Here is a 24,501-nt window from a genome sequence, read left to right on the forward strand (position 1 = left end):
ATGAGCACTCAAATATAACACAAATTATCATATAAATCAATGGCTCACAACGGGTTACTTGTTAATAAATTGTTATTATCTTGCAGCTATGAAATTGGTTAAAACATACACGGTTGAAGAAGCCAAAAGAACCCTTGAAAACTACTGTGCCTACCAGGAACGTTGCCATAAAGAAGTCGCCCAAAAACTTCGGGATATGCGCATGATTCCAGAAGCCATAGATGTGATTATCGTGCATTTGTTGGAACACGATTTCCTTAACGAAACCCGTTTTGCAAAATCGTATGTGCGTGGCAAATTCCGTGTTAAAAAATGGGGTCGCAAACGTTTGGAACTGGAACTTAAAAAACGCGACATTAGCCCTTTCAATATCAAGGAAGCTTTTAAGGACATTTCAGAAGCAGACTACTTAAACACCTTTCATGCCTTGGCAGAAAAAAAAGCAGCCAGCATTAAAGAAACCAATCCTTTAAAGAAAAAAAAGAAATTGGCAGATTACCTGCTTTATAGAGGTTGGGAAAGCCACCTGGTGTACAATAAGATCCATGAACTGTTTTAAAATAAGTCTACCTGTCATTGCGAAGACGAAGGACGTGGCAATCTCATTCATGTAAGCATATGTCCACAAACAGTTTAGCTTCTATATAGCTCAAGTATGGCTCAAGTATAGATAGTGTATGGAGAGTGTATGAAAAATATACAATCATTTTAGGATTTAGAAAAAGAATTGTATCCTGATATCAGGATTTATTTATTAATCTGTATAGTTATTTTAGGACGGGTCATTTTTTCTATACACAGCTTAAATAATAGCCTCGTTTTTTTGGACTTTAAGAAAAAAGGAGTATCTTAATCTTTCAAAGTTCACTCCCTTGAATCAATACAGGTTATGCCTGTTTTCAACCACTCTAAACCCTTATAAATAAAAGCATCCTTAGGGGTTCACCCGTAGTTACTCCCTAGTTACTCCGTATGTAAGTAATATAAACCCCATATCACACCCTAAAACAACCTAAGAAAACCTGCTCTTAAAGTGAGATCCATAGCAGGATAGGTCAGAAACTTGTATGGGCCTTTGGTACAAGCAATAGAACTTAACATCTAGCTATTGGAACTTCAATTTTTTTTCAACCAAACAACAAACATTTTAACACCTAACGTTTTTAAAAATTCAATACCTTTATGCCATGTATGCCCTTGTAGATTGCAATAACTTTTACGCCTCTTGCGAACGGGTTTTTAACCCTAGTTTGCGCCACAATCCTGTCGCTATTTTAAGCAATAACGATGGTTGCGTGATTGCGCGAAGCGATGAAGCTAAAGCCTTGGGTTTGCCCATGGGAGCTCCTGCTTTTAAATACGAAGCCTTTTTTAAAGAACACAACGTACAAGTGTTTTCTTCTAATTATCCACTGTATGGAGACATGAGCAGTCGTGTTATGAGTATCTTAAAACAGTTCACGCCAGATGTGGAAGTGTATAGTATAGACGAAGCTTTTTTACAATTTAGAGGCTTTGATGGGATAACACAAAACTCTCAAAACACTGAAAGATTTGACTTTAAGGAATATGGAGATCAAATTAGAAAACGCATTTTAAAATGGACTGGCATTCCAACCTGTGTTGGTGTGGCACCAACCAAAGCTTTAAGCAAGGTAGCCAATAAAATTGCACGTAAATTCCCAGAGCAAACCAAAGGCGTGTACGTGATTGATTCCGAAGACAAACGCATCAAAGCCCTTAAATGGCTAAAAATAGAAGATGTTTGGGGAATAGGACGCGCCTTGAACAGACGCTTAAAAGAAAAACACATTCTTACAGCCTATCAGTTTACACAGCTTTCAGATGAATGGGTCAGGAAAAATTTTTCCATTGTGGAATGGCGTTTAAAAACAGACCTGGAAGGTGTTCCAACCTTACAGTTGGAGGAAATGGCATCAAAAAAAGCCATTGCTACCACCAGAAGTTTTGAATATACCTTTTCAGATATCCAAAATTTAAAGGAACGCATATCCACCTTTGCTACCAGCTGTGCCGAAAAACTGCGCAAACAAAAAAGTAGTTGTCATATCATCTTGGTAAGCTTAAGCAGCGATAGGCACAAAAAAGATTTGCCTCAGCATCGTGTTAGTAAAATGATCCAGTTGGCATACCCAACAGACTCCTCCCTTATTATAAGTAACGAGGCTGTAAAGGCCGTAACTGCCATGTTTAAAAAAGGGATTAAGTATAAACGTGCTGGAGTTGTAGTTACAGGACTGGTTCCTACCAATAACCATCAATTACATTTGTTTTTGCAAGAAAACGCAAAACATAAGCCTTTGATGAACGCCATAGACAAACTAAATGGAAAGTATGGCGACCATAAATTAAAACTGGCCAACCAAGATTTAAAACGCACCTGGAAAATGCGTCAGGAACGGTTGTCACCACGCTATACAACCAATATAAACGATATTTTAAAGGTGAAATAATTTTGTCCATAAAAAAAAACCATAAATAAAAACTAAATTCAATATTGAAATTAAAACAAGTTTTCCCATGATAATGCACAAATCAGAAACCCTCACTTTCTTCACACCAGATGTTTCAAACCAATCTGGAGCTGTTTATTTAGACACAGGCATATCAGCAGGATTTCCTTCTCCAGCTGAAGACTTTAAAGAAGAAAGGCTCTCTTTGGACAACATTCTGGTAAAAAACAAACTAGCCACTTTTTATGCACGTGTTTCAGGACAAAGCATGGTTGGTGCAGGATTGGACGATAACGATTTATTGGTGATTGACAGAAGCCTGGAACCTGCTCACAATAGAATTGCAGTTTGTTTTCTGGATGGTGAATTTACCGTAAAACGTTTACGTGTGGAAAAGGATGGAGTATGGCTACAACCTGAAAATGAAAACTATGAGCCTATTAAAATTACTGAAGAGAACGATTTTGTTATTTGGGGCATTGTAACCAATGTCATTAAAAAAGTATAACTTAGAAACCTAAAGTAAATACCACACACTTATGGTCCAATTATCTTCGTTTGATGTTGTTTTAATTGTTTTGTTTTTTGCCATCACACTCTTTATAGGCATTTATGTTTCCAAACAATCTGGAAAAAGTGCAGCCGAATTTTTTCTTTCTGGAAGGAACATGCCTTGGTGGCTGTTAGGGGTTTCTATGGTGGCAACCACTTTTTCTACAGATACTCCCAACTTGGTAACAGACATTGTAAGAACCAATGGTGTATCAGGAAACTGGGTTTGGTGGGCCTTTTTGTTAACAGGACTTTTAACTGTTTTTGTCTATGCCAAGCTCTGGAGAAAATCGGAAGTCAGTACAGATATCGAGTTTTACGAATTGCGCTATGGTGGTGCTCCTGCTCGGTTTTTAAGAGGGTTTCGAGCCATTTATTTAGGGATTATATTCAATATTCTTGCCATGTCTGCAGTAACCTTGGCAGCTGTAAAAATAGGTGCCATCATGTTGGGTTTGCAACCTTGGGAAACGGTTATTTATGCTGGAACCATAACCGTTGTTTTTAGTGCCTTAGGTGGTTTTAAAGGCGTGGTTTACACAGATTTTATATTGTTCTTTACAGCCATGGCTGGTGCTTTGGGAGCAGCTTATTATCTGGTTGGCTTACCTGAAGTTGGTGGCTTGGAGGCATTGTTGCAACATGAAAACGTGGTAGGGAAACTAAATATCTTACCGGATTTTAGCAATACAGAAGCCCTAATTACCTTATTGATCATTCCATTGGCAGTTCAATGGTGGAGTTCTTGGTATCCTGGAGCCGAACCAGGTGGTGGAGGATATATTGCGCAACGTATGTTGGCAGCTAAAAATGAAAATCATGCCATTGGAGCCACATTCTTTTTTAACATCATGCATTATGCTTTACGTCCTTGGCCATGGATTATTGTTGCCTTGGCTTCATTGGTTGTTTTCCCAGATATAGCTAGTATTCACCAAGCCTTTCCTTTGGTGGCAGAAGATAAACTTGGGCATGACTTGGCTTATTCTGCCATGTTAACCAAACTGCCTAGTGGCTTGTTAGGTCTGGTTTTGGCTTCTTTGGTTGCAGCCTATATGAGTACCATTTCCACCCACTTAAACTGGGGAGCATCGTATGTGGTAAACGATTTTTACAAACAACAAATCAATAAAAACGCCACTGAAAAACAATTGGTTACAGTAGGTAGGCTGGCAACAGTAACTTTAATGGTTTGTAGCGCCTTACTGGCTTTGGTGCTTACCAATGCTTTGCAATTATTTGATATTATTTTAATGTTTGGAGCAGGAACAGGATTGATTTTTATCCTGCGCTGGTTTTGGTGGCGTATCAATGCCTGGAGTGAAATTTCGGCCATGTTTGTTTCTGGGATTGTATCAATTTTATTAAATTTTACAGATTTAGGGATTTACTTTTTTGGTGAAGAAGGTCTTTTCCCCACTTGGGCAAAATTCCCTATGATTGTCTTGGTTACTACCATTGTTTGGGTAGCAGTAACATTTTTAACTCAAGCTGAAAGCAAAACCGTTTTGCAACATTTCTATAAAAAAACACAACCAGGAGGTCCAGGATGGCAAAAAATTGTATTGGAAGCTAGACAAGAAAACATTGAATTGGAAAATACGAAAGCAGGTTGGAGTGTGCCTTCGGGAATATTGGCTATGTTAGTGGGTTGTGCACTTATTTACTCTATTATGTTCGCTACAGGCTATATTATTTATGGAAATTACTTGAATGGCTTATTGCTTATTGGGGCAGCCCTTATTTTTGCACTGTTGCTAATGAAGCTTTGGAAAAAAATAAAAGTGACTATTTTGTAAAACAAAAATGCCAAGCAACTGCTTGGCATTTTTGAATATGACCGAAGGATTTAAAATAAGATTTTTCTATACACAACATGATTGTTTTCCAAAGTAATCTTCAACAGTAAAACCGTATTTGATTTTTTAATGGATTCTATTTCAAGCTTGTTTGAATGTAAATCGATTTCATTAAATAACTGTCTGCCCAAAATATCATAAACCACAACATTGTTTAATGTTTCTTTTTGAGAATGAATCACTAAATGGTCATCACCATAGATGTCAATGGTATTTGTAAGGGATTCAAACTCGGTAACGGAAATGGTATTTTGATCAACCAATTTAATGTCGTCCAAAGCGATATCCGATTCAAAACCAGATCCAGTAATACCTCTAAACCTTATTTTAATGGTTTTTCCATTGTAGGCAGCCAAATCTACGGTTGCTGTAAGCCAATTAGTTCCTTGATCCCCAGACACGGCAGGAATGATGTTTTCATTCCAAACACCATCAGCAAAGACATCTATATGTAAGCTGCCCATGCTTGCTCCCTCCATATGGTAAGCAAATTCCAAATTATATGCAGTATCCATAATCATACAGGAACTTTCTAAAATGGCAGTACTGCCAAAACAATTAGAAGCTTCGGTATAGATATAATTGCCAGTTGTTGAACCTGGATTGTAATCATTTGTTGGTCCTGTTCCACTGGAAGTGGTTCCGCCTTCATCCACACGCCAATCTATATCATCTTCACTTCCATTGCTTAAGTTTATCCAAAAACTGGAGGTTAAATTACAAGTTGTTGCACCACAATCTGAAGCTGTTCCACATAGTGCTTCTCCTTCAAAATCTGTACTAAAACCAGAAGCGATAGTTCCAGGATAAACAGTTACATAATCCACCTTAGTGGTTGTATGGTTTCCATTGGCATTTGTAACAGTAAGCGCTATGGTATAAGTACCCGAACTAGTAAAAATAACTTCTGGATTTTGAGAATTGGCTGTTGTACCATTGGTAAATGTATACGTTGCAGGAGTAATGTTCCATAACCATGAGGTAGGTGTGTAATCGGATTTATCCGTTAATACCAAGGTACTTCCTACACAACCTTGTGTGGCTTCTGCCTTAAAACAAGCTGTTGGAGCCACATTTCCAGGATCTTTTAAATCGCTCATCCACAAGCCTTGTCCGTAGGTTGCAGCAAAAAGTTTACTGCTACACTCTGTGATGTTTGAATGAATTTCCAACTCTGTTACTTCCAAATTGGCCAATCCTGTATAAAAAGGTGTCCAGTCCGAAAGGGTATTATCTTTATAATAAACACCTACATCCATCCCTACATACATGGCATCAATAGGACTGGAAGCGTCAATTACAATAGTATTTAACGAGATATTAGGCAACGTTCCTGATATGTCTGTCCAAGTATTTCCTGCGTCTGTGGATTCATAAATGTTATTTCCTAGAGCTATAAAAAGATGATTGTGGTCTGTTGGATCTATTTCAATGTCTTTTGGAGACGAAGAACTAGGTAAATTAGCTGTTAAATTATTCCATGTTGGAGAAGCGGATAAGGCGTTATTGGAATAAAAGAATTTTCCAGAGCCACTTCTGGACGCATACACCACATTGCTGTTAGAAGGAGCTATGGCAAGATCCACCATGTTTGAAGTACCTCCAAAATTTGAAATTCTTGTCCATATAATTGCGCTAGAAGCAGGCGTTTTAACATCGTCTGAACGCCAAACGTTATCATAGCCAGCATACATTCTGTTAGGATTGTTTGGGTCTAATTTATAAGGGGTAACCCAAGCACCACTTTCTGTAATACCATTCACACCATTTTCTGCAATGGTAGAAAACGAGGTACCATTATTGGTTGAGCGTCTAATATCTCCGTAATATAAGGCGCCATACATGAAGTTGTCGTCTGTAGGATCAATAATACATTCCATACCATCTCCACCAATTTCGGTATGAAAAACAGAATTTCTATTAATTGCCGTTCCATTATCTTGATAGCCATTGATTACAGTGTTTTCTGAAATCTGAGACACACCAATTTTATATACTTGAGCAATGGCCAATCCACTGCTGATATCGATCCAGTTGGCTCCAAGGTTTGAGGAGTAATAAATACCACCATCATTACCACTATAAATGTCGTTGTTAAATGGTGAAAATTCCAAAACATGTTGGTCTGCATGAACTCCATCTATGGTTCCAGAACTGCCTACCCAATAAGTGTTAATGTTCATAGTGGTACCTCCATCAATGGATTTCCATATGTTGATACCTCCAGTATAAATAATATTGGCATTGGTAGGGTCTGCTGCTATAACCAAATCGTACCAAGCCTGACTTCCAGAACCACCATTTGTGTCGTATCCTAAGATATTTGGTGAAGTTGTTCTTGTTGTGAAGCTTACACCACTATCAGTAGATCTGTAAACACCTACCAGGCCACTTCCATTACCAGCTAACAAGTACACCCAATCTGGTTGGTCTGCCGAAACGGCTAAAGCAATTCTTTGAGCGTTACTTGGGACACCACTTGTTACTTGACTGAAGGTGTTACCTCCATCTGTAGAAACATCAACGGTTGTTCCTGAAGCATAAATAATGTTGGAATCTCCTGGTTTATATGCAATATCTTTCATTGAAGAACTGGTTGATGTATAAGACCAACTTGAACCTCCATCTATACTTTTATAGATACGGCTACCACTGGTTGATGCAATTAAAACATCTGGATTATTAGGGTCCATAAGTACCTCATAAACGGTTCTGTTGCCCATTCCTGAGTTGCTACTGCTCCAAGTCAAGCCACCATCGGTACTTTTATAAACTCCATAGCCAGGAGCGTCTCCACCATCCCTATCTCCTGTTCCTAAGTAAATAATATTAGGATTGGAAGGGTGTATTACAATACTGGATATTCCCAGACGTACCAATCCATTGGAATATTCGGTCCAAGTAACCCCATTATCTGTGGTTTTCCAAAATCCACCAGAAGGAGCACCTACAAAAATGGTATTTGGGTCTGTTGGATGGAAAGCAATGGAGCTTACGCGTCCATTTCCGTTTAATTGTCCAGTTCCGTTGTTTGGTAAAGCTATAGGTCCTACAAGTTCCCAGTTCCCGGTGTTGGTCGCGTAGCCTCTTTGGTTTGTGGCGTGCAACCTGTTGTAGCGTGACATTTCATCCAGAACATGTCCTTCACTTGGAAAGTTACCGTTTTCATCTACTCGATGTTCCCAATAATATTCCCATCTTTTAAATTGTTTGAAGCCTGTTCCTTTTGGAATTTTAAGGGCATTTCCAGCTTTTTCTTGATAATATTTTTCAAAGTCTTGTTTAATGTCATAGAAATTTGCATCTCTATCAAACATCATCTTGGGCCATTTGTCTTGTGAAAAAACCATGGAGGTAACCATTAAGGTTACAATAAGTAGTGTATTTTTCATTAGTTGGATTTTGGTTGTTGTTAAGCAAATATGGTATAAAAAAATAAACCTTGCAAATAGCAAGGTTTATAATAGTTTCATATATAAAAGGTTATACGGTTTAATCTGCCAGTATAATCACTTTATTATCTTTCATCTCTATGGTTCCAGACTTTATCTTTAAAAGAAAGGTCTTATCGTCATCAAGATGCTTATGTACTTCAGCTGGTAATTCATCAAATACCAAATGACTTTGCGTATGTGTATGAATTTTTATGGTTCCTTCCTTAAGAAGCGAGACTATGGGAGCGTGATTTTTTAACATTTCAAACTCACCGTTGACTCCAGGCACTACTACAGAGTCCACTTCGTTGCTAAATAAGGTTGCTTCTGGTGATACAATTTCTAAATACATGTCTCTTTTAGTTATGAGTTATGAGTTATAAGTTAGGAGCATCAATATTAAACTCTAAAACTTAAACTCCAAACTGGATTAAGCTTCTGAAAGCATTTTTTCTCCAGCTTCTATAGCTTCTTCAATAGATCCTTTAAGGTTGAACGCAGCTTCTGGTAAGTGATCTAACTCACCATCCATAATCATGTTGAATCCTTTAATGGTTTCTTTAATATCTACTAAAACTCCTGGGATACCAGTAAATTGTTCGGCCACGTGGAATGGCTGCGACAAGAAACGTTGCACACGTCTAGCTCTAGATACAGCTAATTTATCTTCTTCAGATAATTCTTCCATACCAAGAATGGCAATAATATCCTGTAATTCTTTATAGCGTTGTAATAGCTCTTTTACACGTTGCGCACAATCGTAATGTTCATTTCCTAAAATGTCTGCAGTAAGGATTCTAGATGTAGAGTCCAAAGGATCTACAGCAGGATAAATACCTAGCTCAGCAATTTTACGTGATAATACGGTTGTAGCATCTAAGTGGGCAAAAGTTGTAGCTGGTGCAGGATCCGTTAAATCATCTGCAGGTACGTAAACGGCCTGTACAGATGTAATGGAACCTCTTTTTGTAGAAGTAATACGTTCTTGCATGGCTCCCATTTCTGTAGCTAAGGTTGGTTGGTAACCTACTGCAGATGGCATACGACCAAGTAATGCAGATACCTCAGAACCAGCTTGAGTAAAACGGAAGATATTGTCTACGAAGAAAAGAACGTCTTTTCCTTGACCTTCTCCAGCACCATCACGGAAATATTCAGCAATGGTTAAACCAGAAAGTGCCACACGTGCACGTGCTCCAGGAGGTTCGTTCATTTGTCCGAAAACGAAAGTTGCTTTGGAATCTTTCATAGCGCTTTTATCTACTTTAGATAAATCCCATCCACCTTCTTCCATGGAATGCATGAAATCTTTTCCATAACGGATAATTCCAGATTCCAACATTTCGCGTAATAAATCGTTACCTTCACGGGTTCTTTCACCTACTCCAGCAAATACTGAAAGTCCACCATGACCTTTAGCAATGTTGTTAATTAATTCTTGAATCAATACGGTTTTACCAACTCCTGCACCACCAAATAATCCAATTTTACCACCTTTTGCATAAGGCTCAATTAAGTCGATAACCTTAATACCAGTGTACAACACTTCGGTAGAGGTTGATAAATCTTCAAATTTAGGAGCTTGTCTATGGATTGGTAAACCAGCTTCTCCAGCTTTTGGTAAGTTTCCAAGACCATCAATAGCATCTCCAATTACGTTGAACAAACGACCGTAAACTTCAACACCAATAGGCATTTGAATAGGTGCTCCAGTAGCCTGAACTTCTGTTCCTCTACTTAAACCATCAGATGAATCCATGGCAATAGTACGTACAGTGTCTTCACCAATGTGAGATTGTACTTCTAATACCAGAATAGAACCATCAGGTCTTGTAATTTCTAATGAATCGTAAATTTTTGGAAGTTCAGCACCAGCAGCGAATTCTACATCGATAACTGGACCTACTATTTGTGCAACTTTACCTGTAACTTTTGACATTACTATTATGTTTATTTATTTGCTAAATTTTTTAATATGAAAAACACCTGGTTTTTCGCGCTGCAAATATAGGAGTTTTAATTTAAAAATAACATCAAATTTTTTACCTTTTTTATTCATTAAAAACGCCTTCTTCCAATGACTTAGAAGAAGGCGTATAATTTTTGAATTTTTTATATGTTATTGTAAGCTAGGCGAGTAGTTTGTTGGGTAATCTCCACAATCCACAAAGTTTCCTGAAGCTTCAAAATTAGAACCATAAGTGGCATCTATGGCTCTCATCATTTCATTGGCCATCACAGCATAACCTCTGGATGTTAAATGTACACCATCTAAACTGATCAAACCTCCTGTTACCAAACTGGTGTTTAAGATATAATTTCCTGAAGCAATTCCTGTAGTGGATGCTTCTATTAAAATAGATTTAAAATCAACCATGGCAAGACCGTTTGCGTTGGCAACAGATTCTATGGTAACATTATAAGCATCTGTAGCTGTTTTTATAGCCTGTTGCTCTTCTGGGGTCAACACCCATTTGTCTGCTAAAGGAATAGCAACACCATTAACTGTTAATGGATTTCCAGGAACAGCTTCCGTACCAATAAAAGATGAAGCTGGTAACACTAATAAATCATCGGCTGTAGCTTGTCTCATGCTAACTAATTGCGGATTTATCGCTGTCAAATCTGTTAAATCTTCATCCATAATAACTACAGCGTTTGATTCTGATGCTTCGAACATGATGGTTCTTTTGGCTATTTCAACATCTGCATCAGCTTGTGATACAGCTCCTATTCCAACTAAATAAGCAAAAGCTTGAGCTACACCAGCATTATAAGCTGCGTAAGCATTGTTTACAACTGCAGCTGTTCCAGCATCAAGAGGTACTGGATTATAAGGAACCGTTGTAAAATGTGCTAAACTAGTAATATATGGCACGTTCGTAACAACCCCTTTGGCACCATTGGCCGTTAAGGCATCTACTGCTGCTGAAAAAGAAGCTGCAAATACATTAGGGTCTGTAATGTCATTTACTCCATAGGTTGCAGGATTTAAGTTTCCTGTTTGGTCTACTCCTGTTCCACCGGAAGTCGCATAAGATAGTACATCGTTTCCACCAATTTCAGATAAGGTAAAAAACGTTGGGTTTTGAGCCACAGCATCTCCAATAACAGTTGCTGTTGGACTTGAAGCCATTCTTCCAAAATAAGGGTTTAGGGAAGCGTAACCTGGGATTCCAAGATGGAAACTTTTAGCGCCTGGAATACCATAGTTATTAAAAGAACCAGATAAATGATCGGTAATTTGAGTTGTAGGGGTTGCCGGCAACACAACAGGTCCAGAACCATCAAAATATAGTCTAGGGTTAGCCACAACTGTTCCACCCATGACAAAACCACCAATATTATCGTTCATTAGAGGTTGAGAAAAACTGCCACCACCTAACATCTCGAATTTCTTGGACATGATATTGGGAAAGGAGTTTTCTTGTGTAGCAATAAATAAAGCGCCATCAGAGAATCCTGCAGAAAAGGAAGCACCCACGGCTACATAATTTGAAAAATCTGCTTCACCTGCTGTTAAAGGAGGTAAATTATCAACTGTTGAAGACGAATCGTCATCGTTGTTACACGCTGTAAAACTTAGAAGAACAGCTAGTAACCATATATATTTTGTTTTCATTTTCATATTTTTTATAAGTTATTAATTGTCCAAGACGCATAGTAAATAGAACCAATGCTACCAGTACCAATAGCTGTGTAGTATTCTTCACCTAAAGCATTGGAAGCTCCTATTTTAAAGGTTGATTTTATTTTAGGAACGGTATAGTTTAACTGTGCATCCAAGGTATGGTAAGAAGGTATGTCTCCATCACCAAAGGAAGCTTCCCAATAATATGCATCGCTCCATTTCCAAGCTAAGTTAAATCCTAAGTTCTTAACTACTTCTGTATGTCCAAAAGACACCTTCACTTTATGTTCTGGTGTGTTAAAATTTGTTCTAAAATCTGGATTGGTGGCACTATCAAAATCTTCTTTAGCATACGTATAGCTACCATCTAAATCGAAACCATTGAATACTTTAACGCCAACACCTATGGAACCACCATAAGAATTCACATCAGCATCAGAATTGGTATAGGTTTGGTACACTTGGTAATCACCATTGACTACGGCTGTAATAGATGTATTGTCTCCTACGGTTCCATATAAAGGAGCAATAACGTATTCATTGGAGATAAAGTCTTGGTATTTGTTATAGTACACACTAAAATCTACAGTTACTTTGTTCAGTTTTCCTCTATAACCAACTTCAAAAGAGGTTACTTGTTCTGGTTTTACCAAATCTGGATTGCTAATTGTTAAATCTGCTGGGTTTCCTGAAGCTGCAAAAGCTTCAACAGAGTTTCTGGAGTAAGAGTTGTTATAAGCTGCACTACCTGTTTGATTGATGGTAGCTGGTTGCCCACTTATTTGTCCAGCAGCACTAACTGCATAATCCCTGGAATATCTGTCTAAATTTGAAGGAGCACCACCTATTAATACATAAGGCCCAGCATCAAGTCCAATAAATAAATCTTGTGTGGTTGGATTTCTAAATCCGGTTTGAACAGAAGCTCTAATGTTATGGTTTCTATTCACGGTTAAACCTGCAGAAATTCTGGGAGATACAAATCCATCAAAAAACTCCGATTTGTCGTAACGCGCAGAACCTGTAAGTTTTAATTCTAAACTTTCGTTTAGTTCAAATTGTTTTTGTAATTGTGTGTAAATACCATATTCAGAATATGGGATGGTTCCATCATAATCAGTGTAAATGGTTCCAGAAGAATTTAGGTTATATTCTCTAAAAGAACCACCAACCTGAACTTCTACCACATCCCAAAGATGACTAAAGTTGTAGTTTCCATCTACATGGTAATATTTGGATTCATCCTGGAATTTAGATCCCGTAGTTAGTTCTGGGTCATTGATACTTTTTTGTAATGCAGCGTTGAATTGAGGTGAACCTGGCTCAAAACGTCCTGATTCTGCTTGAGCTCTTGCAGCAGCATGTGCCTGATCTTCTGTAGCACCACCTAGAGTGGCAGCAGCAAATGCACCTATATATTCTTGAAACCACTGTTGGTCACTTTTCCAAGCTCTGTTTATTTGGATACCTGTTACGTTCATATCATAAGAGTCTCCAGCTTTATCTGCAACCACATAACCTCTTAAGAAGAAATTGTTGTTTCTAAATTCAATTTTGTGTTGTTGTTGAAAGAAACCATCAATATGGTATCTATTGGATCCTTGATAAATAGTGGAACCTGTTCCAACTTTACCCACATAGGCAATTTCAAAATCGTTTGCCCAAGGACGATAGTAAAGTCCCCAATCTGCTTTTACACTCTCAGCATTGTAGTCTGTTAAGGCACTTTCTTCATACCCAGTTCTACTAACCACAACATCTGGAATAATACCAAGACCTCCAGAAGCTGCTTTAATATTTGTTGCTACTTCATCTCCATAGATATTGTAACCGTCATAATTTAAGCTGGCTCTAGTGTCTCCTGTACCAGGTTTACCTTGGTAGTTGTTAGCAACCCAATCGGTTCCTTTTAACCAACCAAAATTTACTTTGGCAGCAAATTTATCGCTAAATTTATGTGCAATTCTCAGTCCAAGATCCCTGTAAGTGTTATCTCCAGCAGCATCTTGAGAGGTAATACCTTGTTTGTAGTAACCACTGATTCCCTGTACATCGAAAGGATTTTTACTTCTCATGAAAAGAATTCCGTTAAAGGCATTTGCACCATATAAAGCAGATGCAGCACCAGGAAGTAACTCAACACTCATTACATCTGTCTCAATCATACCAACTAAATTCCCCATTGGAAAATTTAATGCTGGTGTTGAGTTGTCCATACCATCTACTAACTGCATAAAACGCGTATTCGAAAAAGTAGCAAAACCTCTAGTATTAATAGAGTTAAATGTTAAACTGTTTGTGTTAATATCTACACCTTTTAAATTTTCTAGACCACCATAAAAATCGGCAGATGCTGTATTTTTAATTTCTTTTAAGCCAAATCGTTCAACAGTAACAGGAGACTCAAAAATTCTCTCTGGAGTTCTAGATGCTGAAATTACCACTTCATCCAAAGAGGTTCCTTCTTTTAAAATAAAGTTTATTGTTTGATTGTTTGCAGTAACCTCTTGTGTCTCTGTACTAAAACCTATGTTACTTGCTTGTAACGTAAATGGTGGTACTTGACTAACATTTAAAGTGAAATTACCATCAAAATCGGTAGAAGTTCCAGTCGAAGTTCCGACTATAATGACGTTTGCTCCAGGAATTGGCTGACTGTTTTCGTCAGTGACTACCCCAGAAATTGTTGTTTGTGAATATGTTATGCCACAAAAAAACAACAATAAAAGTGAAAGGATTGATTTCATTTTATAGATTTAGTTAATTATTAATTGATTTAGTTAATTATTATTAGGCAATATAAATAATATTATGAAAACTTTAAGAAGTTTTTCATTAAAATTATGCGCGCATAATATTTTTAACAAATGAGCTGGATTTTGACATATCATTAATTATTAATAACAAATATTGAGAATATGATTTTTAAATAAGCAGATTTCAATTTATTTTTTATTCTATATTTGTTTGCATGTTAAATGTAACAAATTGAAAATTACGTATGAAAGTAGTAAGAAAAATAGCTTTAGGTATCATTTTAATCTTTTTGTTAATGGTTTGGAGTGGCATTGTAAGAAATGTTACTTTAGGGGAAAAAACCATGGGACTATTGACTCAGCCCATTAAAGTTTTCTCAGAAGGTGTTTCCAACATGAAAAAAGCCTATACCTATATTTTTAAAGCCCCAGATTACTACATTAAAACAAAAGACCAAGACACTTTAAACATCAATAAATTGAATTACAACCTCTATGGCTTGTATTCTTATAGGCAGGGAGACGCATTTAATATAGAACTCAAAAATTTTAAGGATAATAGTTTAAAGCATGAGTGGAAAGTACCTATTGATAAGTTATCGGAACACTATAAAGTGGATGGAAATGATAGGCTGTATCCTGCAACCCTTATGCCTAATTTTGATATTATAGTGTCTTGTAATGAAAGACCAGGACTTTTAAGGATGGATGCAAGCTCCAAAGAAAAATGGTTTAACGAAGACTTTATTTTTCATCATGCCATGAACAGGGATTCCTTGGGCAATATGTGGATTCCCGCAGTGAAACATGAAAATGGAGTAATTGTTCCCATGAAAATGGAGTTGGATGGTCAAGTCACAGATTTTAGAGACGATGTTATTGTAAATATAGATGTCAATACTGGAAAAACTCTTTACAGCAAATCCCTAACAGATATTTTTTTAGAAAACAATTTAGACTATTTAATTAACAAAAGCCCTTATGTTAACGATCCGTTTCATTTAAACGATGTGCAACCAGTATTGGAAAGCACACCTTATTTTAAGGAAGGAGATTTGTTTTTAAGCTTCAGAAGTCCATCATTGGTCATTCAATATAGACCTAAAACCAATAAAGTGGTAAAAGTGCTTGAAGGACCATTTACATTTCAGCATGATGTGGATATTATTACGCCAAATTCCATTGCCATTTTAAATAATAATTCCGTAGTAACAAAAGTGACTTATGATGATGTGATTGAATTTAAACCAACAAATCATCCGGTTAATCGAAAAATAAACCATTCAAATGTACTTATTTATAACTTTGAGGAAGATGCCTATAGTTCTGTATATGAAGATGTTTTTATAGAACACGAGATTTTTACAGCAGCCGAAGGTTTATATCGAATATTTCCAAATGGTGATATGTTTTTTGAAGAACAAGGTTCTGGCATCCTTTGGGTGATCAATCAATATGGCGTGGTTTTAAAAACCACACTAAAAAGTGATATAGAAGGATATCATTATTTACCTAATTGGACAACAACCTATTTAGATGATGAGTTGCAATCCTTAAACTAAAACATTATGACGTTATACATTGGTCCTGGAATTGGTCTTGGCACACTTTTAATTATAGTTTTTATAGTATTATTGGTGCTTTTTGCCTTTGGAGTGGTTTTATGGATTCCCATTAAACGATTTTTTAGAAAAATATTTAGTAAAAATTAATGATTTACTATGTAATAATAGGTCTTAGTGGCATTGTTCTTTCCAGCTCACTTATCTATTTCCGAAAACACTTTTTTGTAGCTTTAGAGTCCACATTGGCTTTGTCTGATGCTGTATTGTCCAATGAAGATGAACTCTTAAAACAAAAAAAATTAATTAAGGCCTTAAAAACCATGATGCTGTCCTTGGGCATTGCCTTGGGCCTTTTGTTCCTTACCATAGTTTTAACTTGCTTTCCTGTATATTTATACAAATTAATAGCCAATCTTACTCTACAAGATTTAGACTTAAGTTCCATTTGGTTTATACTTAGTCTATCCTTAGGCAGTATTTTGCCATTTTTAATTAAACGGAAAAAACCAACAGAAGACTATACAGAAGCTTCCATATTGTTTCACAAGCTTATTTTAAATAATTACAACCTATCTAAAATGTTGTTTTCTTTTGATAGACGGTTTAAAAAAGAAAAAAACATACAAGATAAAAACACGTTTTTAATTGTATCTGGACTTGCAAGGGCAGGTACAACAAGTTTAACAGATCAGCTTTTTAAAGCTGGAGCTTTTAGTTCGTTGGATTATTCCAACATGCCATTGCTGTTGGCGCCAAACCTTTGGAGAAAAATGTACAACCCTAAGAAAGTGACCTTAAAAGAGCGTAAACATGGCGATAAAATGCTTTTTGGTTTTAATACCATAGAGGCTCTAGAGGAATACTTTTTTAAAGTTTTTTTAAACGACAGCTTTATTTCTGAAAACCACTTGGAAAAACACGACATAACTGAAGAAGTCTATAATAACTATCTAAAATACCAATCTTTAATCCGTCAAGATGCAACTTCCACATATCTCTCAAAAAACAACAACATCATTTTAAGATATGAATCGTTGCGTTCTTATAACAAGGCATTTAAAATTATTTTTCTGTTCAGAAAGCCAGAAGAACATGCTTATTCTCTATTGAACCAGCATCAGCGATTTTCAGAATTTCAAAATGAAAGTGAATTTATCCAAACATACTTGAACTGGTTGGGTCATCATGAGTTTGGTAAAAACCAAAAAGTATTTAAGTTTGGTGAAAAAGCTCCAGAGATTCCGTACGATAAAAGCACCTTGGATTACTGGTTGGCGATTTGGTTGAATTACTATTCCTATTTAATACATATTTTAGATGAAAATTATCTGCTTATTGAATATGAAGACTATTTAAACAAACCCAAAGAAGTCCTGGAATATATTGAAGAGGAAATGAAAATGACTTTTGATTATTCCAATGTAACACCTTTTACCAATACCAAGCAAATAGACACTTCTGCCTGCGACCCAAACTTATTGGAAGCAACGCATGCCATATATTTAAAACTTAAAGAAAGAAAGCTTAAATTTTAGACTACTCTACAGTTACAGACTTGGCTAAATTTCTTGGTTGATCTACATTTCTATCTAGCATGACTGCAATATGGTACGACAGCAATTGTAAAGGAATGGTGGTGAGTAAAGGCGACAAGGACTCCAGGGATTCTGGCACCTCAATAACATAATCGGCTAATTTTTTCACGTTGACATCTCCTTCAGTAACAACACCAATAATTTTACCTTGTCTTGCTTTAATTTCCTCTATGTTGCTAACCACTTTTTCGTAATGTCCTTTTTTTGTTGCAATTACCACAACAGGCATGTTTTCGTCAATTAAAGCAATTGGGCCATGTTTCATTTCTGCAGCAGGATAGCCTTCAGCATGGATGTACGATATTTCTTTTAGTTTCAAAGCGCCTTCTAAAGCAACAGGGAAATTATAGCCTCTTCCTAAGTATAAGAAATTACGTGCATTCTTATATTTTTCAGCTATCATTTTAATATGTTCTTCAGATTTTAAAGCACTTTCCACCTTTTCCGGAATCAGTTCCAATTCTTGTAAATGGTATCTGTAATCAGAGTTGGAAATTTCACCTTTAACCTTTGCAAGTTTTAAAGCAATTAGTGTTAAAAGGGTAATTTGGGTTGTAAATGCTTTTGTGGAAGCAACACCTATTTCAGGACCTGCATGTGTATATGCACCAGCATGTGTTTCCCTAGCAATAGAAGATCCAACCACATTACAAACGCCAAACACAAAAGCGCCATTTGCTTTGGCTAGTTTAATGGCAGCCAAAGTATCGGCAGTTTCTCCAGATTGAGAGATGGCTATCACCACATCTTTGTTGGTAATAACTGGGTTTCTATACCTAAATTCTGAGGCATACTCAACTTCTACAGGAATTCTGGCAATATCTTCAAAAATATACTCGGCAACCAAACCTGCATGCCAAGAGGTACCACAAGCCACAATAATGATTCTGTTGGCATTTAAAAATTTTTCAATATTGTCGTCAATGCCTGCCATTCTAATAATACCTTCTTTTACAAGAAGCCTTCCACGATAAGTGTCTTTGATGGCAGTAGGTTGTTCGTATATTTCTTTAAGCATAAAGTGGTCGTATCCACCTTTTTCTATTTGCTCCAGATTCATTTGTAATTCCTGAACATATGGGTCTACCAACGAATCGTCTTTAATTTTTCGGATTTTAATTCCTTTATTAGCTCTAATTATAGCCATTTCTTCATCTTCGAGATAAATGGCATTTTTAGTGTATTCAATAAATGGAGAGGCATCGCTTGCGATAAAAAATTCGTTTTCACCAACACCAACAGCAAGAGGACTGCCTAATCTGGCAATAACAATTTCATCGGGTTTGTTTTTGTCGAAAACAGCAATGGCATAAGCTCCAACCACTTGATTTAGTGCAACCTGTACAGCTTTGCCCAATTTTACGTTTTCTTTTAACTTGACATCTTCGATTAGGTTGATTAAAACTTCGGTATCTGTGTCGGATTTAAAGGTGTACCCTCTTTTAGTAAGCTCTTTTTTAAGAGATTCATAGTTTTCTATAATCCCATTGTGGATGATGACCAAGTCTCCAGAGTTTGAGTAGTGAGGATGCGCATTCACATCGTTTGGAACACCATGTGTTGCCCAACGTGTATGACCTATGCCAATGGAACCACTGGTAGAAATTTCATTGTTGACCTTTTGTACTAAATCGGCAACTTTGCCCTTGGTTTTGGAAACATTAAGGTCTGTCCCATCATATAAAGCAATTCCGGCACTATCGTAACCTCTATATTCCAATCTTTTGAGGCCTTCAATAATTATTGGGAAGGCTTTTCTATGACCTACATATCCTACAATTCCACACATAGTTTTTAATTATCTGGTTGGGTATAATATATTTCTAATTGCACTCTTTTGTCTTCTGGAACGTTTTCGTTGCTACCATAAAGGATTGTTCCTTTTGGTGACAATCCAGTACCTACAGGAATTCCATCTATAATCCCATCGTTTAAGACATAAGAATTACTTATTTCATTAATATTACTGGTAATATACAAACCTAATTGGAAATTAGTGGAATCCCTCAACAAAATATTGTTTAAATGTTCTGTAAGTCTAATTTTGTATTTAACACCTTTTTCATTACCATCTCTCTCCAAAATAGACGAATAATTTAATTTGGAATTTATTGGATTGGTTGTGTTAGTGGTTAAATCATAAAAATAGTCCACTATAGGCGTGTTGTTTTTAATGTCATATAAAATAACCCGGTTAGGTTGCTGTTTTTTATTTGCATCGTCATCGTCTATCAATAAGGAACTAGCAAGATCATCCACATAAAAGATTAAGTTCGCTTCATTTATTAAACGGCTGGGATTGCCATTGGCATCTTTATAAAGCAGGTTAAATTCGTCCAATTCTGCTTGGTCTTGAAATAAATTAACAACCGCAATGGAACCTTCGCCACCTTTTAAATACAGTGATGTGTCACCGTTTGTGGTATCTGCCGAATTGTTGGCGTTGTTTAATAAAGAGGTGGCAATTGGGTCTAGGGTTATAGTGCTAGCTCTGTTCCCTCTAAAATTCATTGTAAACTTGTTATTTCTAACAATTTCACCATCTACCCAATTGTTATAATAAACGGTTAAACTAGCTGCAGAGCTTAAAAAGTTTAGCATGAAAGCCTGTCCTTCCATTTCACCATCTGCAAGTTCCACTTTAAAGTAGAGGCCTCTAAAATAATCTTTAAAGTTATTGGCATTGCTTAATTCCGGCATGCCTTGTTTGTCAAATAGTAAAGTTTCCCAAAAATCATCATTGGGATTTAAAAGTTCGACACGCAAACTAGGTGGGATTCTACTTACCTCTTCGTCTTGACCATTTTCGTCTTCTTCATAAATTATCTGTTCAGAATCACTTGCTTCAAAATCTGGATTGAAATATAGCAACTCCCCTAAATTTCCGGGAGAATCAAATTCATTATTGTTGGAATAATAAATTTGTGGATCTGCATCTTCAGCAGCAGGATCGTAATCCCTTAAAAAATAATTAGATCTGTAAATGGATAATTTAATGGGTTTATTTCCATACAAAGAATCTATATTGTAAGCAGGTTCCTCAGTTGTAGATTCTACTTCTTTTGAATAATAAGGTATGGTTAAATATGCGTGTGTAAATTCTGGGTCTGTACCAAAATCTGGATCAAAATTTGTTGAAGTAGGTACTACCTGCGTAATTATTTCATTTGTGGTATTCCCATAAATAGGATCAGTATAAATACCTAAAAAATTAGAAGGGAAATTATTTGTTTGTATTGGTTTCACCCTTTTGTTGTAAGCAACTACAGCAAATTTATCGCTATTGGTATCGAAATTTTCAATGCCTTCAATGTCACTTTCCAAAGAATTGTAATCGTTTTGACAAGCAATAAATGCTAGGGATGTGATTGATAAAACACCTATAAACTTACAGGTCTTAATGAATTTTTTCATAAATAAAAATGGGATGATTTTGGCCTTAGCCCAATACTTGTGTGTTATAAAATTCAACATAAGCTTCTCCAAACTCATCTTTTGATTTAAAATCTAATACAGGTTTCTTTGAATCTTTTAAATGTTTGTTCAATTCTTCTGGAATCTCTTCCGAGCCTATAATCAAAGCATCAGAATGGTCGATTGCAATTTTCATTAAACTGTTGTAAGTTGGTTTTTCCAGCTCTTTGATAAAGTTGTCATCTATGTTATCAAACTTCACTTTATTGATCATGTCTTTATTTAACGTACCATCAAAGCTTTGATTGTATATGGAAGTTACTATTTTACTTTCGTTAAACAAGGGCTCGTCTTTATAGTATTGTTTTAAGTACATTGGCAATAAGGCTGCCAACCAACCATGAACGTGAATAATGTCTGGAGACCAATTTAATTTTTTAACGGTTTCTATAACCCCTTTGGCAAAGAAAATGGCGCGTTCGTCATTATCCGGAAACAAATTACCTTCTTCATCTGTTAAAGTGGCTTTTCGTTTAAAATATTCGTCATTATCAATAAAATATACCTGTATGCGTTCCTTGGGAATGGAAGCCACTTTAATAATTAAAGGCATGTCCAGATCATTGATAACCAAATTAATCCCAGAGAGTCTAATTACCTCGTGCAATTGGTGTCTTCTTTCATTAATGTTTCCATATCTAGGCATGAAAATTCGAATTTGCCCACCTTGTTGATTCACCATTCTTGGTGCTTCAAAGGACATAGAAGAAATTTCAGTTTCTGGTAAATACGGCACTACTTCAGATGATACATACAATATCCTCTTATCTTTCATAAACTTATTGCTTTTGGTAATTCAGAATAAAAAACACGCAAAAGTACAAAAATTTATGCAGATTCATTGTAAAATATTAAGTTTGCACGCGTTAATATTTTATTAAAGGTGAAGATTTTTACTGAAAAAACTCAAATTCAAAAAGCCATACAGCAAATAAAAGCCAAAGATTTGTCCGTTGGTTTTGTTCCTACCATGGGGGCTTTGCATCAAGGACACCTGTCCTTGGTCCAGGAAGCCTTTAATAACAATGATGTTGTAGTGGTAAGTATTTTTGTAAACCCTACGCAATTTGATAATGAAGATGATTTAGAAAAATATCCCAGAACCCTTGAAGCAGATACCAAATTATTGACAGCTTTTAGAGAGAATTTAATTGTTTATGCTCCTAGCATACAGGATATTTACGATGGAGATGCCAAAGCTGAGCATTTTTCGTTTGATGGCTTGGAATTTGAAATGGAAGGTAAGTTTAGAACCGGTCATTTTAATGGTGTTGGCACCATAGTAAAACGGCTGTTTGAAATTATTACTCCTGACAATGCCTATTTTGGCAAAAAAGATTATCAACAATTAATGATCATTAAAAAACTGGTGGAAAAACACCACATTCCAGTGACCATTATTGGCTGTGATATTTATAGAGAACCTGACGGCTTGGCCATGAGTTCCAGAAACACACGCTTAAAAGAAGATTATAAAAAAGCAGCACCATTTATTTATAAAACCTTAAAAACTGCCAAAAAAAAGTTTGGCACAAAAAGTGCTAATACAGTGAAAGAATGGGTTGAGAAGGAGTTTGCCAATCATAAGTTATTAAACTTGGAGTATTTTATAATTGCAGACGACCAGACTTTAAAGCCCGTAAAGAGAAAATCCAAGAAAAAAACATATCGTGCGTTTATTGCGGTTTTTGCAGACGATATCAGATTAATTGATAATATCGCACTAAATTAATTACCTTTGCCACATGCAAATACAAGTTGTAAAATCTAAAATCCACAGAGTAAAATGTACAGGTGCAGACCTGAATTACATTGGTAGTATTACTATCGATGAAGATTTAATGGATGCAGCCAATATTATTCAGGGAGAAAAAGTTCAGATTGTAAATAACGATAACGGAGAACGTTTGGAAACCTATGTTATTCCTGGACCTAGAAACAGCGGGGAAATTACCCTAAACGGAGCAGCTGCCAGGAAAGTGGCTGTAGGAGATACGCTAATCTTAATTACTTATGCATTTATGGATATAGAGCAAGCCAAAGTGTTTAAGCCTTCTTTGGTATTTCCAGACGAGGCTACCAATAAATTGATATAAGAATTGAGTCCATCAATAAAGAAATACATAAAAATCCTACTCCCAATTCTGTTGGGAGTTTTTTTAATATGGTATTCTTTATCTAAGGTACCTTTAAACGAACTCTTGACCTATTTTAAAAGTGCCAATTACAGTTGGATATTTTTAGGCATGTTTTGTGGTTTGTTAAGTCATTTGTCCAGAGCCTATAGATGGCAATATCTTTTAGAGCCTTTGGGTTATAAAATAAGTTTGGGGAATAGTGTGATGGCTGTTTTTGCTGCCTATTTAATAAATTACACCATACCTAGGGCTGGAGAAGTCGCCAGGGCTTCAGTTTTAACGACCTATGAAGCTGTGCCTTTTGAAAAAGGTTTTGGGACCATTGTGGCAGAACGTGTGGCAGATTTATTGGTGATGTTATTGATCATCATCATAACACTATTTATCCAATTCGATTTTATTTACCAGTTTTTTGTTCAAAAATTCAATCCCTTGCATCTGGGCATTGGCTTGTTTGGTTTACTAGTTCTGTTTTTTGTAGGAGTTAAATTTATAAAATCCAGTACCACTGGAATTGCCTTAAAAATTAAAACCTTTGTTATTGGACTTTTGGAAGGTGTTCTAAGTATTTTTAAAATGAAAAGGAAATGGGCTTTTATTGGCCATACCATTTTTATTTGGGTCATGTACATTGCCATGTTTTATACCACATCCTTTGCATTAACAGAGTTAAATAACATACCATTTGGTGCTATTTTAATAGGTTTTATTTCTGCCAGTTTTAGCATAGCTGCAACCAATGGAGGCATTGGCTCTTATCCAATTGCAGTTTATGCAGTATTTTCGCTTTTTGCCATTCCAGAAGCACCAAGCATTGCTTTTGGCTGGATTGTTTGGACATCCCAAACATTACTTCTTGTTTTAGGAGGCGGGTTGTCTCTCATGTTATTGCCTGTTTTCAATAAGAATAGAGTATTGAAAAGTAGCCCAAACAAAGATGAAGTTTAAAGGATTAATATTTTAAATCTTATAGGTAATTTATTATCTTTAGTGAGGATTTCTAAAAAATCCTCATAAAGTCTT

18 protein-coding genes are annotated in these 24,501 nt (G+C 36.2%); 10 read left to right on the top strand and 8 right to left on the bottom strand.

What is annotated here, in order from left to right; genetic code table 11:
• The first annotated feature begins 88 nt into the window (after positions 1-88).
• From AACY93_RS09840 to AACY93_RS09855, 4 genes are all read left to right on the top strand, one after another.
• Complete coding sequence (locus AACY93_RS09840; RefSeq protein WP_286852965.1) at positions 89-559, top strand: regulatory protein RecX; 471 nt, start codon at positions 89-91, stop codon at positions 557-559.
• A 628-nt stretch (positions 560-1,187) separates the two neighbouring features.
• Positions 1,188-2,474 carry a Y-family DNA polymerase gene (locus tag AACY93_RS09845; protein ID WP_286852964.1) on the top strand — a complete coding sequence of 429 codons (1,287 nt, stop codon included), beginning with the start codon at positions 1,188-1,190 and terminating at the stop codon, positions 2,472-2,474.
• 67 nt (positions 2,475-2,541) lie between these two features.
• Positions 2,542-2,982: a translesion error-prone DNA polymerase V autoproteolytic subunit gene (gene umuD / locus AACY93_RS09850; RefSeq protein WP_007646972.1), complete on the top strand. Its 441-nt coding sequence runs from the start codon at positions 2,542-2,544 to the stop codon at positions 2,980-2,982.
• A 31-nt stretch (positions 2,983-3,013) separates the two neighbouring features.
• Entirely contained in the window at positions 3,014-4,825 is a 1,812-nt protein-coding gene (locus AACY93_RS09855) for a sodium:solute symporter family protein (protein WP_286852963.1), read from the top strand.
• 50 nt (positions 4,826-4,875) lie between these two features.
• On the opposite strand, the gene AACY93_RS09860 is transcribed toward AACY93_RS09855, so the two are convergent.
• From AACY93_RS09860 to AACY93_RS09880, 5 genes are all read right to left on the bottom strand, one after another.
• Positions 4,876-8,277, bottom strand: a complete 3,402-nt coding sequence (locus AACY93_RS09860; RefSeq protein ID WP_286852962.1) for a T9SS sorting signal type C domain-containing protein — start codon at positions 8,275-8,277, stop codon at positions 4,876-4,878.
• 100 nt (positions 8,278-8,377) lie between these two features.
• The gene (locus AACY93_RS09865) at positions 8,378-8,671 is read right to left on the bottom strand and encodes a F0F1 ATP synthase subunit epsilon (RefSeq protein WP_007646967.1); all 294 of its coding nucleotides are present in this window, start codon (positions 8,669-8,671) and stop codon (positions 8,378-8,380) included.
• 78 nt (positions 8,672-8,749) lie between these two features.
• On the bottom strand, positions 8,750-10,258 hold the full coding sequence (gene atpD / locus AACY93_RS09870) for a F0F1 ATP synthase subunit beta (RefSeq protein ID WP_007646966.1): 1,509 nt from the start codon (positions 10,256-10,258) through the stop codon (positions 8,750-8,752).
• A gap of 180 nt (positions 10,259-10,438) precedes the next feature.
• Entirely contained in the window at positions 10,439-11,941 is a 1,503-nt protein-coding gene (locus AACY93_RS09875; RefSeq protein ID WP_286852961.1) for a G-D-S-L family lipolytic protein, read from the bottom strand.
• Between the two features lie 11 nt (positions 11,942-11,952).
• Positions 11,953-14,697, bottom strand: a complete 2,745-nt coding sequence (locus tag AACY93_RS09880; RefSeq protein WP_286852960.1) for a TonB-dependent receptor — start codon at positions 14,695-14,697, stop codon at positions 11,953-11,955.
• Positions 14,698-14,951: 254 nt separating this feature from the next.
• Here AACY93_RS09880 and AACY93_RS09885 point away from each other — a divergent pair, with 254 nt between their 5' ends.
• From AACY93_RS09885 to AACY93_RS09895, 3 genes are read left to right on the top strand one after another with little or no spacing between them, the layout of a single operon-like run.
• Positions 14,952-16,268, top strand: coding sequence for an arylsulfotransferase family protein (locus tag AACY93_RS09885; RefSeq protein WP_286852959.1), 1,317 nt, complete (start codon positions 14,952-14,954; stop codon positions 16,266-16,268).
• A 6-nt stretch (positions 16,269-16,274) separates the two neighbouring features.
• Positions 16,275-16,418 carry a hypothetical protein gene (locus AACY93_RS09890; RefSeq protein ID WP_007646962.1) on the top strand — a complete coding sequence of 48 codons (144 nt, stop codon included), beginning with the start codon at positions 16,275-16,277 and terminating at the stop codon, positions 16,416-16,418.
• Entirely contained in the window at positions 16,418-17,806 is a 1,389-nt protein-coding gene (locus AACY93_RS09895; protein WP_286852958.1) for a sulfotransferase domain-containing protein, read from the top strand. Before AACY93_RS09890 ends, AACY93_RS09895 begins: the two co-directional genes overlap by 1 nt.
• A 1-nt stretch (position 17,807) precedes the next feature.
• On the opposite strand, the gene glmS is transcribed toward AACY93_RS09895, so the two are convergent.
• From glmS to AACY93_RS09910, 3 genes are read right to left on the bottom strand one after another with little or no spacing between them, the layout of a single operon-like run.
• Positions 17,808-19,655, bottom strand: a complete 1,848-nt coding sequence (gene glmS, locus AACY93_RS09900) for a glutamine--fructose-6-phosphate transaminase (isomerizing) (RefSeq protein ID WP_286852957.1) — start codon at positions 19,653-19,655, stop codon at positions 17,808-17,810.
• A 5-nt stretch (positions 19,656-19,660) separates the two neighbouring features.
• Positions 19,661-21,280, bottom strand: a complete 1,620-nt coding sequence (locus tag AACY93_RS09905; protein ID WP_286852956.1) for a DUF4270 domain-containing protein — start codon at positions 21,278-21,280, stop codon at positions 19,661-19,663.
• A 25-nt stretch (positions 21,281-21,305) separates the two neighbouring features.
• Complete coding sequence (locus tag AACY93_RS09910; protein ID WP_040491188.1) at positions 21,306-22,115, bottom strand: glycogen/starch synthase; 810 nt, start codon at positions 22,113-22,115, stop codon at positions 21,306-21,308.
• A gap of 108 nt (positions 22,116-22,223) precedes the next feature.
• Here AACY93_RS09910 and panC point away from each other — a divergent pair, with 108 nt between their 5' ends.
• Genes panC through AACY93_RS09925 form a run of 3 tightly spaced genes read left to right on the top strand, consistent with a single transcriptional unit; the run spans position 22,224 to position 24,426 of the window.
• The gene (panC, locus tag AACY93_RS09915) at positions 22,224-23,072 is read left to right on the top strand and encodes a pantoate--beta-alanine ligase (protein WP_286852955.1); all 849 of its coding nucleotides are present in this window, start codon (positions 22,224-22,226) and stop codon (positions 23,070-23,072) included.
• 13 nt (positions 23,073-23,085) lie between these two features.
• Entirely contained in the window at positions 23,086-23,436 is a 351-nt protein-coding gene (gene panD, locus AACY93_RS09920) for an aspartate 1-decarboxylase (RefSeq protein ID WP_007646951.1), read from the top strand.
• A gap of 3 nt (positions 23,437-23,439) precedes the next feature.
• Complete coding sequence (locus tag AACY93_RS09925; RefSeq protein ID WP_286852954.1) at positions 23,440-24,426, top strand: lysylphosphatidylglycerol synthase transmembrane domain-containing protein; 987 nt, start codon at positions 23,440-23,442, stop codon at positions 24,424-24,426.
• The last annotated feature ends 75 nt before the right edge of the window (positions 24,427-24,501 follow it).

Source organism: uncultured Xanthomarina sp. (assembly GCF_963971605.1).
GTDB classification, from domain to species: domain Bacteria; phylum Bacteroidota; class Bacteroidia; order Flavobacteriales; family Flavobacteriaceae; genus Xanthomarina; species Xanthomarina gelatinilytica.